The following is a 15,381-nucleotide window of genomic DNA, read 5'->3' on the forward strand; positions in this document are numbered from 1 at the left end:
TCAGAGCGCCTTGGCGTTTTCCAGAAGCCGGCGGATATATTCAAGTGTCAGCTCGCGCTCGAAAACCCGAAAACCTTTAAACAGCGCAAGGTCGGCCTCACGCGCGGTCTCGATCGCCTCGGCCTCCATGGCGCTGGCCTTCGGCGTCAGGAAGAGCAGTTGCGCCCGCTTATCGGATGGATGCGGCCGGCGTTCGATCAACCCGTCGCGGACCATGCGCGAAAGCGTGTTGGCCATGGTCGCCTGCTCGATATCGACCCGCTCGAGAAGCTGTTTCTGGGTCAGCCCGTCTTCGGCCCAGAGTTCCAGCAGAATGGGGAACTGGCCCGGAGAAAAACCGAGCCCGACCGCGCGCTGGTGCAGCGAGCGGGCAAAACCCTTCGCCAGCTGGCTGGCAAGGTAGGCTCCCGAATCCATGCGGTTAAATCCCATGATTGCAAGTTAGGCTCAAAACCATGCTGGAGACAATGCAGCAAATCGCATGCGATGCTTCAAAATATGCAAGCGACGATGATAATTTCGAGTGCCCGGGAAAAACAAAAGTCGCCATGGCCTGGAGGTTGGCCATGGCGACCTTAAAGTGCGGACAAAGGCCCGGAGAGGGGGATAAGGCCTTTGTCCAAGCCTGACGCGGCGGGGGACAAGCCGGTAGTCAGACCCGCGGCGCGATCAAGCGCCGGTGACATGGATTTGTGCCTGTGAATGTGGTTTTTCAAGGGAGGGCGACCGTTACAAATCGGTAACAGTTTGGTGAGCGGAATCTCCGCTGCACAATTCCTCGATTCGGAATGCGGTTTAAGGAAAAAATTATGCGTCCATTCAAAGTGCGACAGCGTCCTTTGCGCCTCTGAATAGAGGTGCGTAACCCTTTTCGCGCGCCGAACTTTATATAGACCTCGTCCCGTGCCCGCGCTATCCATGCACCCATGAAAAAAGGCGATCACCTCTTCCTAATCGATGGTTCCGGATTCATCTTCCGGGCGTTTCATGCACTGCCACCGCTGACCCGCAAGACCGATGGCCTGCCGATCGGCGCCGTTTCCGGTTTCTGCAACATGCTGTGGAAGTTGTTGAGGGATGCGCGCAATACCGATGTCGGCGTGACGCCGACACACCTTGCAGTCATCTTCGATTATTCCGCCAAGACGTTTCGCAAGGATCTTTACGACGCATATAAGGCGAACCGGTCCGCCCCGCCGGAGGAGCTCATCCCGCAATTTGGCCTGATCCGCCAAGCCACCCGCGCCTTCAACCTGCCCTGCATCGAGACCGAAGGTTTTGAGGCCGACGATATCATCGCCACTTACGCCCGCCAGGCTGAGGCATCCGGCGCCGATGTCACCATCGTCTCCTCCGACAAGGACCTGATGCAGCTCGTCAGTCCCAATGTCCATATGTATGACAGCATGAAGGACAAGCAGATCGGCATTCCTGACGTCATCGAGAAATGGGGCGTGCCGCCAGAAAAGATGATCGATCTGCAGGCGATGACCGGTGATTCCGTCGACAATGTTCCCGGAATTCCCGGCATCGGCCCGAAAACCGCCGCCCAGCTTCTTGAGGAATACGGCGATCTCGACACGCTGCTCGAACGCGCCACCGAGATCAAGCAGGTCAAGCGCCGCGAGACGATCCTCGCCAATATCGATATGGCGAGGCTCTCGCGCGACCTCGTGCGGCTGCGCACCGATGTGCCGCTCGATCTCGATCTCGACGCGCTGGTGCTGGAGCCGCAGAACGGCCCGAAGCTGATAGGCTTCCTCAAGACCATGGAATTCACGACGCTGACGCGCCGCGTCGCCGAAGTCTGCGATTGCGATGCGAACGCCATCGAACCGGCGATCGTCAACGTCGAATGGGGTAAGGCTGCCCACGGCCCCGATCTCGATGCGGCCGAGCCGGCCCCCGTTGCCGGCGGCATCCCCGAGGTTTCCGGCGAATCGGTGCCGGTGCCAGCCCGTGCGAAGGCAAAGACCGCCGTCGAAGGCGCCTTCTCACCCGCCGATCTTGCCAAGGCGCGCGCCGACGCCTTTGCGACGCTGCCCTTCGATCATTCGGCCTATGTGACGATCCGCGATCTGGCGACGCTCGACCGGTGGATCGCCGATGCGCGCGATACCGGCCTCGTTGCTTTCGATACCGAGACCACCTCGCTCGATGCGATGCAGGCCGAGCTTGTCGGCTTTTCGCTGGCGATCGCCGACAATGTGGCCGATCCCACCGGCACCAAGATCCGCGCCGCCTATGTGCCGCTCACCCACAAGAACGGCGTCGGCGATCTGCTCGGCGGCGGCCTTGTCGAAAACCAGGTCGCCATGCGCGATGCCTTGCCGCGGCTGAAGGCATTGCTGGAGGACGGGGCGGTTCTCAAGGTCGCGCAGAACCTGAAATACGACTATCTGCTGTTGAAGCGCTACGGCATCGAGACCAGGAGTTTCGACGACACGATGTTGATCTCCTACGTGCTCGACGCCGGCACCGGCGCCCATGGCATGGACCCGCTCTCGGAAAAATTCCTCGGTCATACCCCGATCCCCTACAAGGACGTGGCCGGCAGCGGCAAAGCGAATGTCACCTTCGATCTCGTCGATATCGATCGCGCCACCCATTATGCGGCCGAGGATGCCGACGTGACGCTGCGCCTCTGGCTGGTGCTGAAGCCACGGCTGGCGGCGGCAGGACTGACCAGCGTTTATGAACGGCTGGAGCGGCCGCTGCTGCCGGTGCTGGCGCGCATGGAAGCGCGCGGCATCACCGTCGACCGGCAGATCCTGTCGCGCCTGTCCGGCGAGCTGGCCCAGGGCGCCGCCAGGCTGGAAGACGAGATCTATGTGCTGGCCGGCGAGCGCTTCAATATCGGCTCGCCGAAGCAGCTGGGCGACATCCTGTTCGGCAAGATGGGCCTTGCCGGCGGCAGCAAGACCAAAACCGGGCAATGGTCCACCTCCGCGCAGGTGCTCGAGGATTTGGCCGCCGCCGGTTTCGAGCTGCCGCGCAAAATCGTCGACTGGCGCCAGGTCACCAAGCTGAAGTCCACTTATACCGACGCGCTCCCGGGCTATGTCCACGCAGAAACCAAACGGGTCCACACCTCCTATTCGCTGGCATCGACGACGACGGGACGCCTGTCCTCCTCCGAGCCGAACCTGCAGAACATTCCGGTGCGCACCGCCGAAGGCCGCAAGATCCGCACCGCCTTCATCTCGACACTTGGCCACAAGCTGATTTCTGCCGACTACAGCCAGATCGAATTGCGCGTGCTTGCCCATGTGGCCGAGATCCCGCAGCTGACCAAGGCCTTCGAGGATGGCGTCGACATTCACGCGATGACCGCGTCGGAAATGTTCGGTGTGCCGGTCGAGGGCATGCCGGGCGAGGTGCGTCGCCGCGCCAAGGCGATCAATTTCGGCATCATCTACGGCATCTCGGCCTTCGGCCTCGCCAATCAGCTATCGATAGAGCGTTCGGAAGCCGGCGACTACATCAAGAAGTATTTCGAGCGTTTCCCGGGCATCCGCGACTATATGGAAAGCCGAAAGGCCATGGCGCGCGACAAGGGTTATGTCGAGACGATCTTCGGGCGGCGAATCAACTATCCCGAAATCCGCTCTTCCAACCCGTCGGTACGCGCCTTCAACGAGCGTGCGGCGATCAACGCGCCGATCCAGGGCTCGGCTGCCGACGTCATTCGCCGGGCGATGATCAAGATGGAGCCGGCGCTGGCTGAAGTCGGCCTTGGCGATCGCGTCCGCATGCTGCTGCAGGTGCATGACGAACTCATCTTCGAAGTCGAGGACGAGGATGTCGAAAAGGCGATGCCGATCATCGTCTCGGTCATGGAAAACGCCACCATGCCGGCGCTCGAAATGCGCGTGCCGCTGAGGGTCGATGCGCGCGCTGCCAGCAATTGGGACGAGGCGCATTGATCCATGTCGCCCAAATGTGTGCATCTTGGGTAAACGACATGCAGAAAACGAGGGCCTGATAGGCTCCGCATCATCAGAGTCGATGCGCCGCACTTCGGGTCCTCACAAAATTGGCAAAGATTTTTCCGCTTAACTCAACTCACTGAAATCGCAGCGATTTAGCGACGGGAGCCGTATCAGAACGATACGGCGGGAAGGAACTTATTAACCTTCCTTTTCTATCCCGGTAGGGTCGTAATTTGTTAGGCATGAGTGAGTAGCGGACGCATGCGTTTTCCCAGAACCAATTTGACGGACGCCGGGGACTTTTCCAGCGAGATTGAAACCGAGCTTCCGGAGATAAATCCCGGAGAAAAGCCGGCGGCACCGATCTGGCAGAGCAATTTTTCTCTCGCGCCGAATGTCCGTTTCACCCGCACGCCGGAAACGCTGATCAGCAAGCGGCGGGCGCCGAATGAGCTTGTTCGGGATGATTCGCAGATTGGACAGCAGGCGATACGCATCGAGCCGGTCGCCGTCGACGTGCCGTTCGATGCCTATCTGCCGGAGCCCTACGAACTTTCCGCAGCACCGCACGTGATCGAACTGCAACCGTCACCCTTGCCCGAAGGGCCCGCCGCGCCTGCCTTCCGCGCCAGTGCCGAGCTTTCTTCCATTTCGGATTTCGCCTTCTGGGAAGTCATGGCCTTCGAAGAAGGTGAGCCGGTTCGCGCGCCTGCCTTGATCTCGTTCCCGAAGGTCGAGACTGCGCCCGAATCGATCACGTCGCTGTTCCGCATCATGGAATGGCGCCCCGGCCGGCCGGCCCCCGCGCCCGTCGCCTCCCGCCCGGTTCAGCCGCCCGCCGCGGTCTCCGCAAAGCTCGCCGTCCGCCCTCCGGCCGCAATATCCCTGGAACGGCTCCGGCGCATTCCTGTCGAGGCACCGGTCGTACCTTCCCCCCAGGCTGCGCCAGCCCCTCAGATTGCGCCAGCTCCTCAAGTCGCGTTGGCGCCTGAGGCTGCGCCGACACCCCGTTCTACGCCGCCCGTCGCCGCGGTCCTGCCCTCGCCGCGTCGTGTGACAAGACCCGAAAAGATCGACGCATCCGGCTATGAGTTTCCGCCGCGTGCCCTCCTGCAGGAACCGCCGGAACGCCTCGGCGAGATCATGTCGCAGGAGACGCTGGAGCAGAATGCCGGGCTTCTGGAAAGTGTACTCGAGGACTTCGGCATCAAGGGTGAAATCATCCATGTCCGCCCCGGCCCAGTCGTCACGCTTTATGAATTCGAGCCGGCGCCGGGCGTGAAATCGTCGCGCGTCATCGGTCTTGCCGACGATATCGCCCGCTCGATGTCGGCGCTCTCGGCCCGTGTCGCCGTCGTCCCCGGCCGCAACGTCATCGGCATCGAATTGCCGAACGTCACTCGTGAAACCGTCTATTTCCGCGAGATGATCGAAAGCCAGGATTTCGAGAAGAGCGGCTACAAGCTGGCGCTCGGTCTCGGCAAGACCATCGGCGGCGAGCCGGTTATTGCCGAACTCGCCAAGATGCCGCATTTGCTCGTCGCCGGCACTACCGGCTCCGGCAAGTCGGTCGCCATCAACACGATGATCCTGTCGCTGCTCTACCGCCTGACGCCGGAACAGTGCCGGCTGATCATGGTCGACCCGAAGATGCTCGAACTTTCCGTCTATGACGGCATCCCGCATCTTCTGACGCCTGTCGTCACCGATCCGAAGAAGGCGGTGATGGCGATGAAATGGGCCGTGCGCGAAATGGAGGAGCGTTATCGCAAGATGTCGCGCCTCGGCGTCCGCAATATCGACGGATATAACGAGCGCGTGGCGCAGGCCCGCGACAAGGGCGAGACGATCCATGTCATGGTCCAGGTCGGCTTCGACAAGGGCACCGGCGTCCCGATCGAGGAAAGCCAGGCGCTCGACCTGACGCCGATGCCCTATATCGTCGTCATCGTCGATGAAATGGCCGACCTGATGATGGTCGCCGGCAAGGAGATCGAAGGTGCGATCCAGCGCCTCGCCCAGATGGCCCGCGCCGCCGGCATCCATCTGATCATGGCGACGCAGCGCCCATCGGTCGACGTCATCACCGGTACGATCAAGGCGAACTTCCCGACCCGCATCTCCTTCCAGGTGACCTCGAAAATCGACAGCCGCACCATCCTCGGTGAACAGGGCGCCGAGCAGCTCCTCGGCCAGGGCGACATGCTGCATATGCAGGGCGGCGGCCGGATTTCCCGCGTCCACGGTCCCTTCGTCTCTGACGTCGAGGTTGAAAAGGTCGTTGCCCATCTGAAAACCCAGGGCCGCCCCGAATATCTCGACACCGTCACCGCCGACGAAGAGGAAGAAACGGAAGAGGAAGAAGCCGGCGCCGTCTTCGACAAGAGCGCCATGGCCTCCGAGGATGGCAACGAGCTATACGAACAGGCGGTGAAGGTCGTCCTGCGCGACAAGAAGTGCTCGACCTCCTACATCCAGCGCCGCCTCGGCATCGGCTATAACAGAGCCGCCTCATTGGTGGAGCGCATGGAGAAGGAAGGTCTGGTCGGCCCGGCCAACCATGTCGGCAAGCGCGAGATCGTTTCCGGGCGGGGTGACGGCGACTAATCAGGCGCGGAGTGCGCCACGCACTCCGTTCACATTCTTGAGACTGCCAACCGCACCGTCTCGCTGACGAACTCGGTCTTTCCGCCGGTATAAAAGTCCCAATTTCCGTCTGCCTCCGCAGCCAGCCGACGTTTCAGGTCGGCATAGGCTGCAGCTCTCTCAGGGTGATCCACGAGATAGTCGCGAAACAGGATGCGCTCCTGGTGTCCGCGATGATCGGGTCCGCAGACACATAGCCTGAACCCGTAGCCGTCATGATCTCGGGTGAAGGCCCACCGGTTCTCTCCAGCGTCGCCGTGGAAGACGAAATCGGCAGAGCGCACCGCTTCGATCGCCGTCGGCAGAACGGCGTCTGAGATCACGACGATATCGAGGTCGATCTTCGGCTTGGCCGCCAGACCAGGCACAGACGTACTGCCGATATGATCGATGGACAGCACGGAATCACTGAGCAAAATAGAGACTTCACTACTGATTTGGGCAAACAGCAGCGGCCAGGAGGGATCGTAGTCGACCACTTTGATGGCGCGCATGCTTCCTTCCGATCTCGGTCAGTGAATCTCGGCGAGCAGCCCGTCGAGGATCGTGACCATCTTCTGCTTGGCCTCTTCGAGCGAGCCGCTATTGTCGAGCTCCGCCACGTCGTAGTCGCCGCGCACCGTCAGCGGCCCGCGGGCAAGCCGCGCCATGATATCCTCATGCGTCTCGCGCCCGCGCGCCTCCAGCCGGCTCGCGAGCACTTCCGGGCGAGCGGTGACGTTGATCACCTTGAGCCGCGGGAAAGCCGCCTGGAAACGGTGAAGCGCCGAGCGCGAGCCGTTGGCGACAACGACATGGCCGCGCGACAATGCCACCGAGACCTCGGCCGGAATACCATATTTCAAGCCATGCGCCTCCCACCAGACGGCGAAGGAGCCCGACTGCTCCATCGCGGCAAACCCTTCGAGGGAGACGGAAAGATGGTCTTCGCCGCCGGCGTCGCGGTGGCGGGTGATGACGCGGCGGGTGAAATGTACGTCGGCGCGGCCGGCGAAATGCCGCGCGGCGAGGTTCATCAGCGTGTCCTTGCCGGCGCCGCTCGGCCCGACGACGACGACCATGATGCCGCGCTCGGCTCCGGCTCCTGGATGGGGTTCGTAAGGGCTCATGCGACACGGCGTCCCTGGCGCCAGACGGAGCGTGTCACCGGCACGCCATGCGAACGGTGGACGCGGACGAGATCGGCGCGCAGTCCGGTGGCGATCCGGCCGCGATCGTCGAGGCTGACGGTGCGGGCGGGCGTCGACGTCACCATGGCGATCGCCTTCGGCAGGGCAATGCTCTCGACTTCATCGGCGAGGATGAAGGGTGCATGCAGCAGGCTGAGCGGCACGTAATCGGAGGAAAGCACGTCGAGCACGCCCATCTCGGCAAGGTCGCGGGCAGCGATATTGCCGGAATGGGATTTGCCGCGCACGATGTTCGGCGCGCCCATCAGCACGCTCATGCCGTGACCGTGCGAGGCGCGGGCTGCGTCGAAGCTGGTCGGGAATTCGGCAAGCCGCACGCCGTTGTCGATCGCCTCGCCGACATGGGAGAGCGTCGCGTCGTCGTGGCTTGCCACGGTGATGCCGCGTTCGGCGCAGACCTTGGCGATGGCGTTGCGATGCGGCGTCGAGTTGCGCGCCGATTCCGCCTGGCGCTTAGCGACGAAACGCGCGAAGACCTCGTCGCTCAGGCCGCGCTTCTTCTGATAGTAGAAGATATATTGATCCATCGTCTGGAATTGACGCTGGCCGGGCGCATGATCCATCAGCGAGACCAGCCGCACATGCCGATCGTTTTCGAAATCGGCGAAATGTTCGAGCACATTGTCGGCCGAGACCTCGCAGCGCAGGTGGATCAGGTGCTCGGCGCGCAGCCGGCCTTCCTTCTCCGCCGACTGGATGGCGTCGGCCATCTCGCGCATCTCGCCATGTTCGAAGCCGCCGTCCTCGTCCGCGCCCATGCGCAGGCAGTCGAACACCGTGGTGATGCCTGAAGTGACGATCTGGGCATCATGCGCCTGGATTGCGGCGGTCTTGTTCCAGCGAATGCCGGGACGCGGCTGATAATGGCCTTCAAGATGATCGGTATGCAGCTCGACGAGGCCGGGAATGACGTAGTCGCCCTCGAAATCTTCGCCGGCTACCGAGTTGCCTTCGGAAATGTCGGCGATCTTGCCGTCGCGAATGAGAATCGATCCGGAGAGGATGTCATCCTCAAGAACGATGCGGGCGTTGGAAAACACGGTCTCTTTGCTCATCTCGTCTGGTCTTTCAGCTTTTGGCGCCGGCAAGCGGCAGCCAGGAATGAACTTTAAACGGGGCGCCGCGCGTTTCTTCGGTGAAGACGGCAAGGCCCGAAATCGTAAGCGGCCGACCGGTGAAATCGGCAAAACGCTCGGTCAGGATCGCTTTCATCACTGCGGCGCGTGTCTCGGGCACCTGGCCGGTGAGTGTCATGTGGAAGCCGAAATCCTCCATCACATAAGGATAACCCCAGCGCTGCAGATGGGTGCGCTGGCTGTCGCTGAGCTTCTCCGGGTTGCGCCGCGCCATATCGGCCTCGGAAAGCGTTGCGCGGAACGGTTCGAAGGACCTTACCACCTTCGCGGCGAAATCCTGAAGAGGTTGATGAAGAGAACCGGGAACGAGGGCAAAAAAACGACCGAGCTGGCCCAGCACGAGTTCAGGAATCTCGAAAGCTTCAGTGCGCGCGGCAAAATCCTCGGCAACGGCCATGAGATCCTTCTCGGTGACCCAGGCGGCGAGCGAAAACGGCGCCTTCATCGTCGCGTGAAAGCCGTAGCGGCGAGGATCCGCGGTCAGCTCGAACTGCTCCGCCGCACCCAGTCTCTCATGTTCTGACGCAGAATAGGTCTCGCCGGTGAACGCATCGCGGCCGAGCCAGAGCGACGCCTCGCCGGTCAGGGGATCGTCCTTCGGCGGCGAGAAATAGAGAGCATAGCGCAAGGGCTTTTATCCTGAGGATCATCGAAACGGGGGAGCGCAATGTGCAGTGATTTGGCGGCGAACCGCAAGCAGGCTCCCGGCTAAAAGATTTCCGTGACAGAATGATGATGGCGGCAGCGCCGCCACGGCCTTTGGAGCGGATATATCAGTGGGTTTTCGTGCCCATCAGCCGGTGGCGCAGCGCGTTCGAGGCGGCGTCGAAAATGAACACGACGATCAGGATCAGGATGACCATGTAGGCGACGTTTTCCCAGTTGGCGTTGGTGCGCATGGCCTCCCACAATTTGAGGCCGATGCCGCCCGCGCCGACGGCGCCGATGATGGTCGCGCCGCGCACGTTCGATTCCCATTGGTAGAGCGTCTGGCTGACGATGACGGGAACGATCTGCGGCATAATGCCGTAACGATGGACGAGCACGGTCTGAGCGCCGGTCGATTTGATGCCTTCCCGTGGCTTGTTGTCGATATTCTCCAGCCCTTCGGAATAGAGCTTGCCGAGCGTGCCGGTCTCGGTGAGGAAGATCGCGCCGCTGCCGGCAAGCGGGCCAGGCCCGAAGGCGCGCGTCAGGAACAGCGCCCAGATCAGCATGTCGACCGAGCGCAGGAAATCGAAAAAGCGCTTCAGGATCTGATTGAGCAGCCGGTTCGGCGTGATGTTGCGCGCCGCCAGGAAGGCCAGCGGGAAGGCTGTGAGCGAGCCGAGCAGCGTTCCGAGGAATGCCATGACGATCGTCTGGAAAAGCTTGGTCCAGACATCGCCGTGCTGCCATTCGCTGTTGTTCCAAATGTCGTCGAAGGCGAGCGCCAGGTTGGACTGGTCGGGCTTGATGCGCGGGCCGGAAACGATGAGACTGACGACCTCGCCGACCGGCTTGTCGAAGAAGGACGATTGCGTGTCGAAGATGAAATTCGCCCAGCCGATGAAACGCTTGCGGATCTTCACCCGGTCGACGGAAATGCTGACGTCGCCGGCAAAGCCGAGATCGGCGAGCACATTGTCGTCATAGACGGTCATCCAGCCGGGCACCGGCCCGACAACTTTCGGCGCACCGCTCGAAACCTCGACGGGAACGCTGATGCCATGCGCGGTGACGATCGTCTCGCTCTTCGAGACGGTGACGGTGCGGCTGGTGCCGCTGATCGAAACCGTGATGCTGCCATCGGGATTGTTGACCAACCAGTCCGGATGCGGATTGTCGCCGAGAGGCGAGAAGCGTGGATAGCGGATATCGATCGAACCGTCATCCCCGATGCGGAATTCCGGCTGAACGTCGTAGCTCACCCATTGGCTGAGATAGATGCCGACGCGCTCCCAATGGGCTTCGGCGAAAAGCTTAGGCAGGTCGAAGAACCAGACGGCATAGAGGCCATAGAGCAGCGTCGCGATCAGGATCATCAGCCCGCCGAAACGCTGGCGGAACGACCGGTGGAAATATTCCGGATAGCGCGTTTCTATCTCATGCATGCGGTTTGCGTCGATCACCGTCATGGCGGCCTCAATGTTGCAGAAGGAAGGCGTGCTCGCCGACGAGGCGGCGGCGCAGCCATGCGGAGAATTGGTCGACGGCGACGATCGTCACGAACAGCAGCAGAACGAGCGCCATCGTCTTGGCGCCGAAGCCGCGCGAGATCGAAAGCTTCAACTCCTCGCCGATGCCGCCGCCGCCGACGGCGCCGATGATGGTCGAGGCGCGCACGTTGATCTCGAGGCGTAAGAGCGCATAGGAGGTGAAATTCGGCAGCACTTGCGGCAGAGCGGCGAAGCGGACGCGCTCCCACCAGTTGGCGCCGACGGCTTTCATGCCCTCATCGGGTTTCATGTCGATATTCTCGGCCACTTCGTAGAAGAGTTTACCGAGCGCGCCGATCGTGTGCAGGGTGATGGCGATGATGGCAGCCACCGGCCCGATCGACAGGATCGCGGAAAACAGGCCGGCGATAACGATCTCAGGGAAGGCGCGCAAAAATTCCATCAGGCGCTTGGCGACGATGCGCAGCGGCCATGAACTGGTCAGGTTGCGGGCGGCAAAGAAGCTCAAGGGAACGGCAAAGACAAAAGCGACGATCGTCGAGATCAGCGCCACGTTGATCGTGACGATCATCAGCTCGAAATATTCGGGGATGTAGAAAGCGCCCCAGACGTAGACGCGGCCCTTGTCGAAATTGAATTCCTCGCCGCCCTTGTCGTTGACGCTCGCAATGTCGAACAGCGCACGCCAGACATCGTTCCAGTCCCTGGGGATGAGCCAGCTCAGGAAGTCGAAGATATGCGGCAGGCGGTCGAAGAAATGGCCGGCATTGCTCTCGTCGGCGAAGCGGACGGAACTGACGAAGGCCGCAATCAAGATAACCAGGCCGAGGATAGTGTAGAAGCGGCGCTTGGCGACCATCCGCTCCCAGGCGGTGCCGATCTCCTGCGTGCTCTGCATGTGCGGCTGTGTATCGGCAATAGTCATGGACGCCTCGCCCGATCAAAGATAAAGGGCGGCCGTTTCCGGCCGCCCCGCATTCCAGAAACCGATCAGCCGCCGATGGCAGCTTTGCGGACTTCGACGACGGCGTTGTAGAAGTCGTGCTTGACCGGGGCGTAACCCTTGTAGTCGCCGCCTTCGACAGCCGCGAAGCACTTGTGATCCTTCTCCGGCAGAGCCGTGAAGAAGGCTGCAAGCTTCGTCTGCCAGTCCTGGCCGAGGGCGTTGCGAACGACGAGGGGGCCGTTCGGGATCAGCGGCGAACGCCATACTTCAACCAGCTTGTTCGGATCGACGGCGCCCTTGTCGACTTCCTTGCGGAAGGTGCCGGAGGTGTAGCCGTCCTTGAATTCGCCGATGCCCGACGAGTCGTCGACGGCAACGTCGACCTTGCCGTCATAAGCGGCAAGCAGGTTGTTCTCGTGGCCGCCGTTGAACTGCGTCGAGGCGAAGAACTTGTCGTTCGGCATGCCCGTGTCCTTGGGGATCTGCGTCAGCGGCACGAGATAGCCGGAGGTGGAATCTGGATCGGCGTAGCCGAGCCTCTTGCCCTTGGCGTCCTTGATGTTCTTAATGCCGGAGGACTTCAGGGCGAGACCGACCGAGTAGTAACCCGTCGAGCCGTCCTTCTGCTGCGTCGTCAGGATCGGCGTAACAGCTTTCTCGTCCTTGATGTAAATGGCTGCGTAGCCGGAAGCGCCGAGTTCGGCGAAGTCGAGCGTGCCGCCGAGCAGGCCCTGGATAACGCCGTCATAGTCGGCGGCGGGGAACAGCGACACCTTCTCGAAGCCGAATTCCTGCTTCAGGTGGTCGGCAAGGCAGGCATAGTTGCGCAGGCGGTCGGTTTCGTTTTCGCCGCCGAGAATGCCGATGCGGAATTCCTTGAGATCTGCCGCGTTGGCGGCGCCGGCGAGCGCGAAGAGCGCCGTTGCCGCAAAGAGTGCTTTCTTCAACATGTGTCTCTCCTATTGACCGGTGCCCCCGGTCTTCCGTTACGAAGAAGTGTGCCCTTGACGCGGGCGCGCGATCGCGGCCGCCTCGCTCAGAGACCGGCCAGCGCCAGCGGTTGGGCGCCGGCGGATTGATTGTCTGCCCGCTCGGGAGCGATATTGATGGATGTCGAGGTCATCGTTTCGTCGATGCCGGCGCCATCCTTGTCCGTTCCGTAGATTGCCTTCACTGCCTCGGCGGTCAGTTCCGAGGCCTTGCCGTCGAAGACGACGCGGCCGCTGGCCATGCCGACGATGCGCTCACAATAGTTGCGGGCGGTGTCGAGCGTGTGAAGGTTGGTGATGACGGTGATGCCCTCGCGCTCGTTGATATCGCGCAGCGCATCCATGACGATCTTGGCATTCAGCGGATCGAGCGAGGCGATCGGCTCGTCGGCGAGAACCATCTTCGGGTTCTGCATCAGCGCTCGCGCAATCGCCACGCGCTGCTGCTGGCCGCCGGAAAGCGTGCCGGATGCCTGCAACGCCGTCTGCTCGATGCCGAGGCGTTCGAGCGCAGCGATGGCATGCACACGTTCCTCGCGGGTGAAGATGTTGAGCAGGCTCAGAAGCGTCGAGCGGTGGTTGAGGCGGCCGAGCATGACATTGGTCAGAACGTCGAGGCGCGGCACCAGGTTGAACTGCTGGAAGATCATCGCGCAATCGCGTTGCCAGTTGCGCAACGCCCGGCCGCGAAGCCCGGAGACCTCGACGCCGGCGAAATGAATGGAGCCGGAGCTCGGTTCCTGCAGCCGGTTGATCATGCGCAAGAGCGTCGACTTGCCGGCGCCGGATCGGCCGATGATGCCGACCATCTGGCCCTGAGGAATGTCGAGCGTGACGGAATCGACGGCGAGCTTTTTTCCGAAACGACGTGTGACATTCTTCAGCTCGAACATCATGCTTTCCCTTTGCACTCCAGGCCTTGGTCAGCATCGCATTAGTCCCGCTTGATGAACCTCCCATGTCATATTTGTGTAAGTCCTGTCACATATCCCCGCGCTTGTTGCGCATCTATATCGGCGGTTTAACCACCGTAGCGGAACAGGAAATCTTCCGCGCTCAGGTTGCGGAAATCCTGCAGCGCCTGGCGCAGCCGGTCGTGCTCCCAATCCCACCAGGAAAGCCTGTCCATCCGTTCGCCGATCTCTCTTGGAAAGCGTTCGCGGATTGGTTTGGCCGGCACGCCGCCGACGATCGCGTAGGGAGCGACATCCTTCGATACCACCGCACCGGCGCCGATCACCGCGCCGTTGCCGACGGTGACGCCGGGCAGGATGGTCGCCCCATGGCCGATCCAGACATCGTTGCCGATCGTCACGCGGTTTGCCCGCCGCCAGGCGAAGAAATCGGTTTCCATGTCGCCGTCCGGCCAGTAGTCGGCGGCACGATAGGTGAAATGATGCAGCGTCGCCCGCCAGGTCGGATGATTGGTGGCGTTGATGCGCACGGCGGCGGCAATATTGACGAACTTGCCGATCGTTGCGCACCAGACTGAGCCATCCTGCATGATGTAGGAATAGTCGCCGAACGTGGCCTCGCTGATGCGGCAGCGCTCGGAGACCTCCGTATAGCGCCCGAAGGTGGAATCGCTGACGGATGCCGTCTCATGCACATAGGGCTCGATGCCAAGCTTGCGGCTCATGCGGCGATCTTTCCAGGCGAGAACAGCTGGACGTCGAGGATGCGGTCGGCGACCGCCTCGCGCACTTCCTCGTCGTGGAAAATGCCGAGAAGCGCGACACCCGCCTTCTTCTTCTCCTCGATCATGCCGACGACGACGGCACGGTTTTTGGCATCGAGCGAGGCTGTGGGTTCGTCGAGAAGCAGGATCGTGTGCTCGGTGATGAAGCCGCGGGCGATGTTGACGCGCTGCTGCTCGCCGCCGGAGAAGGTGGCGGGTGGAAGTTGCCAGAGCGCTTCCGGCAGGTTGAGCCTGGCAAGCAGGGCGCCCGCCTTTTCCCGTGCCGTGGCGGCGTCTTCGCCGCGCTCCACAAGCGGTTCGGCAACCACATCGACCGCCGCGACGCGCGGTACTGTGCGCAGGAACTGGCTGACATAGCCGAGCGTGTGGCGCCGCACGTTGAGCACGGTGCGCGGATCGGCGGCGGCGAGGTCGACGATGCGCCCGTCGTGGCGTATGAGGATCTGGCCAGTGTCGACGGCATAATTGCCGTAGATCATCTTGAGCAGCGAGCTCTTGCCGACGCCCGATGGGCCGCCGAGCACGACGCATTCGCCTGAGGCGACCGAGAAGGCGACATTGGAAACGACGGGCAGCCTGATGCCGTCGCGCAGGTGCATGGTGAAGCTTTTCGAGACTTCGGAAACGACGAGGGGCGTTGGCATGATGTCTTCTTTCCTGGTTTCGGATTTACAGCGCCGGGCC

The 15,381-nt window shown here is 62.0% G+C and carries 13 protein-coding genes; 2 read left to right on the plus strand and 11 right to left on the minus strand.

Annotated elements, in window-relative coordinates; all coding sequences use genetic code 11:
* Positions 1 to 417, minus strand: a complete 417-nt coding sequence (locus HJB84_RS17585; RefSeq protein ID WP_164006058.1) for a MarR family winged helix-turn-helix transcriptional regulator — start codon at positions 415 to 417, stop codon at positions 1 to 3.
* A gap of 509 nt (positions 418 to 926) precedes the next feature.
* On the opposite strand from HJB84_RS17585, the gene polA reads away from it, so the two are divergent.
* Complete coding sequence (gene polA, locus HJB84_RS17590; protein WP_207582436.1) at positions 927 to 3,926, plus strand: DNA polymerase I; 3,000 nt, start codon at positions 927 to 929, stop codon at positions 3,924 to 3,926.
* A gap of 267 nt (positions 3,927 to 4,193) precedes the next feature.
* Positions 4,194 to 6,539 carry a DNA translocase FtsK gene (locus tag HJB84_RS17595; RefSeq protein WP_207582437.1) on the plus strand — a complete coding sequence of 782 codons (2,346 nt, stop codon included), beginning with the start codon at positions 4,194 to 4,196 and terminating at the stop codon, positions 6,537 to 6,539.
* A 29-nt stretch (positions 6,540 to 6,568) separates the two neighbouring features.
* On the opposite strand, the gene HJB84_RS17600 is transcribed toward HJB84_RS17595, so the two are convergent.
* From HJB84_RS17600 to phnL, 10 genes are all read right to left on the minus strand, one after another.
* Positions 6,569 to 7,072 (minus strand): GrpB family protein, encoded by a 504-nt coding sequence (locus tag HJB84_RS17600; RefSeq protein WP_221116486.1) that lies wholly within the window; start codon positions 7,070 to 7,072, stop codon positions 6,569 to 6,571.
* Positions 7,073 to 7,090: 18 nt separating this feature from the next.
* A complete protein-coding gene (gene phnN / locus HJB84_RS17605) occupies positions 7,091 to 7,687 on the minus strand; it encodes a phosphonate metabolism protein/1,5-bisphosphokinase (PRPP-forming) PhnN (RefSeq protein ID WP_207582439.1) in 597 nt (198 codons plus the stop codon).
* Entirely contained in the window at positions 7,684 to 8,823 is a 1,140-nt protein-coding gene (locus HJB84_RS17610) for an alpha-D-ribose 1-methylphosphonate 5-triphosphate diphosphatase (RefSeq protein WP_221116487.1), read from the minus strand. Before HJB84_RS17610 ends, phnN begins: the two co-directional genes overlap by 4 nt.
* A gap of 13 nt (positions 8,824 to 8,836) precedes the next feature.
* On the minus strand, positions 8,837 to 9,532 hold the full coding sequence (locus HJB84_RS17615; RefSeq protein ID WP_221116488.1) for a DUF1045 domain-containing protein: 696 nt from the start codon (positions 9,530 to 9,532) through the stop codon (positions 8,837 to 8,839).
* 145 nt (positions 9,533 to 9,677) lie between these two features.
* Positions 9,678 to 11,021 (minus strand): phosphonate ABC transporter, permease protein PhnE, encoded by a 1,344-nt coding sequence (gene phnE, locus HJB84_RS17620; RefSeq protein ID WP_207582442.1) that lies wholly within the window; start codon positions 11,019 to 11,021, stop codon positions 9,678 to 9,680.
* Positions 11,022 to 11,028: 7 nt separating this feature from the next.
* On the minus strand, positions 11,029 to 11,988 hold the full coding sequence (gene phnE / locus HJB84_RS17625; protein WP_207582443.1) for a phosphonate ABC transporter, permease protein PhnE: 960 nt from the start codon (positions 11,986 to 11,988) through the stop codon (positions 11,029 to 11,031).
* 65 nt (positions 11,989 to 12,053) lie between these two features.
* Positions 12,054 to 12,959 (minus strand): phosphonate ABC transporter substrate-binding protein, encoded by a 906-nt coding sequence (phnD, locus tag HJB84_RS17630; protein ID WP_207582444.1) that lies wholly within the window; start codon positions 12,957 to 12,959, stop codon positions 12,054 to 12,056.
* A gap of 86 nt (positions 12,960 to 13,045) precedes the next feature.
* Positions 13,046 to 13,891 carry a phosphonate ABC transporter ATP-binding protein gene (gene phnC / locus HJB84_RS17635; protein ID WP_207582445.1) on the minus strand — a complete coding sequence of 282 codons (846 nt, stop codon included), beginning with the start codon at positions 13,889 to 13,891 and terminating at the stop codon, positions 13,046 to 13,048.
* 128 nt (positions 13,892 to 14,019) lie between these two features.
* Complete coding sequence (locus tag HJB84_RS17640) at positions 14,020 to 14,637, minus strand: DapH/DapD/GlmU-related protein (RefSeq protein WP_207582446.1); 618 nt, start codon at positions 14,635 to 14,637, stop codon at positions 14,020 to 14,022.
* Entirely contained in the window at positions 14,634 to 15,341 is a 708-nt protein-coding gene (phnL, locus tag HJB84_RS17645; RefSeq protein ID WP_221116489.1) for a phosphonate C-P lyase system protein PhnL, read from the minus strand. Before phnL ends, HJB84_RS17640 begins: the two co-directional genes overlap by 4 nt.
* Positions 15,342 to 15,381: the final 40 nt, after the last annotated feature.

The organism is Rhizobium sp. NZLR1b, from assembly GCF_019685155.1.
Lineage (GTDB): Bacteria > Pseudomonadota > Alphaproteobacteria > Rhizobiales > Rhizobiaceae > Rhizobium.

Excerpts from the sequence above, each read along its gene's own strand:
- HJB84_RS17600 (WP_221116486.1), bottom strand. The coding sequence starts at position 7,072 with ATGCGCGCCATCAAAGTGGTCGACTACGATCCCTCCTGGCCGCTGCTG.
- HJB84_RS17585 (WP_164006058.1), bottom strand. The coding sequence starts at position 417 with ATGGATTCGGGAGCCTACCTTGCCAGCCAGCTGGCGAAGGGTTTTGCC.
- phnC (WP_207582445.1), bottom strand. The coding sequence starts at position 13,891 with ATGTTCGAGCTGAAGAATGTCACACGTCGTTTCGGAAAAAAGCTCGCC.
- HJB84_RS17595 (WP_207582437.1), top strand. The coding sequence starts at position 4,194 with ATGCGTTTTCCCAGAACCAATTTGACGGACGCCGGGGACTTTTCCAGC.
- phnD (WP_207582444.1), bottom strand. The coding sequence starts at position 12,959 with ATGTTGAAGAAAGCACTCTTTGCGGCAACGGCGCTCTTCGCGCTCGCC.
- phnN (WP_207582439.1), bottom strand. The coding sequence starts at position 7,687 with ATGAGCCCTTACGAACCCCATCCAGGAGCCGGAGCCGAGCGCGGCATC.
- phnL (WP_221116489.1), bottom strand. The coding sequence starts at position 15,341 with ATGCCAACGCCCCTCGTCGTTTCCGAAGTCTCGAAAAGCTTCACCATG.
- phnE (WP_207582443.1), bottom strand. The coding sequence starts at position 11,988 with ATGACTATTGCCGATACACAGCCGCACATGCAGAGCACGCAGGAGATC.
- HJB84_RS17610 (WP_221116487.1), bottom strand. The coding sequence starts at position 8,823 with ATGAGCAAAGAGACCGTGTTTTCCAACGCCCGCATCGTTCTTGAGGAT.
- HJB84_RS17640 (WP_207582446.1), bottom strand. The coding sequence starts at position 14,637 with ATGAGCCGCAAGCTTGGCATCGAGCCCTATGTGCATGAGACGGCATCC.
- polA (WP_207582436.1), top strand. The coding sequence starts at position 927 with ATGAAAAAAGGCGATCACCTCTTCCTAATCGATGGTTCCGGATTCATC.
- phnE (WP_207582442.1), bottom strand. The coding sequence starts at position 11,021 with ATGACGGTGATCGACGCAAACCGCATGCATGAGATAGAAACGCGCTAT.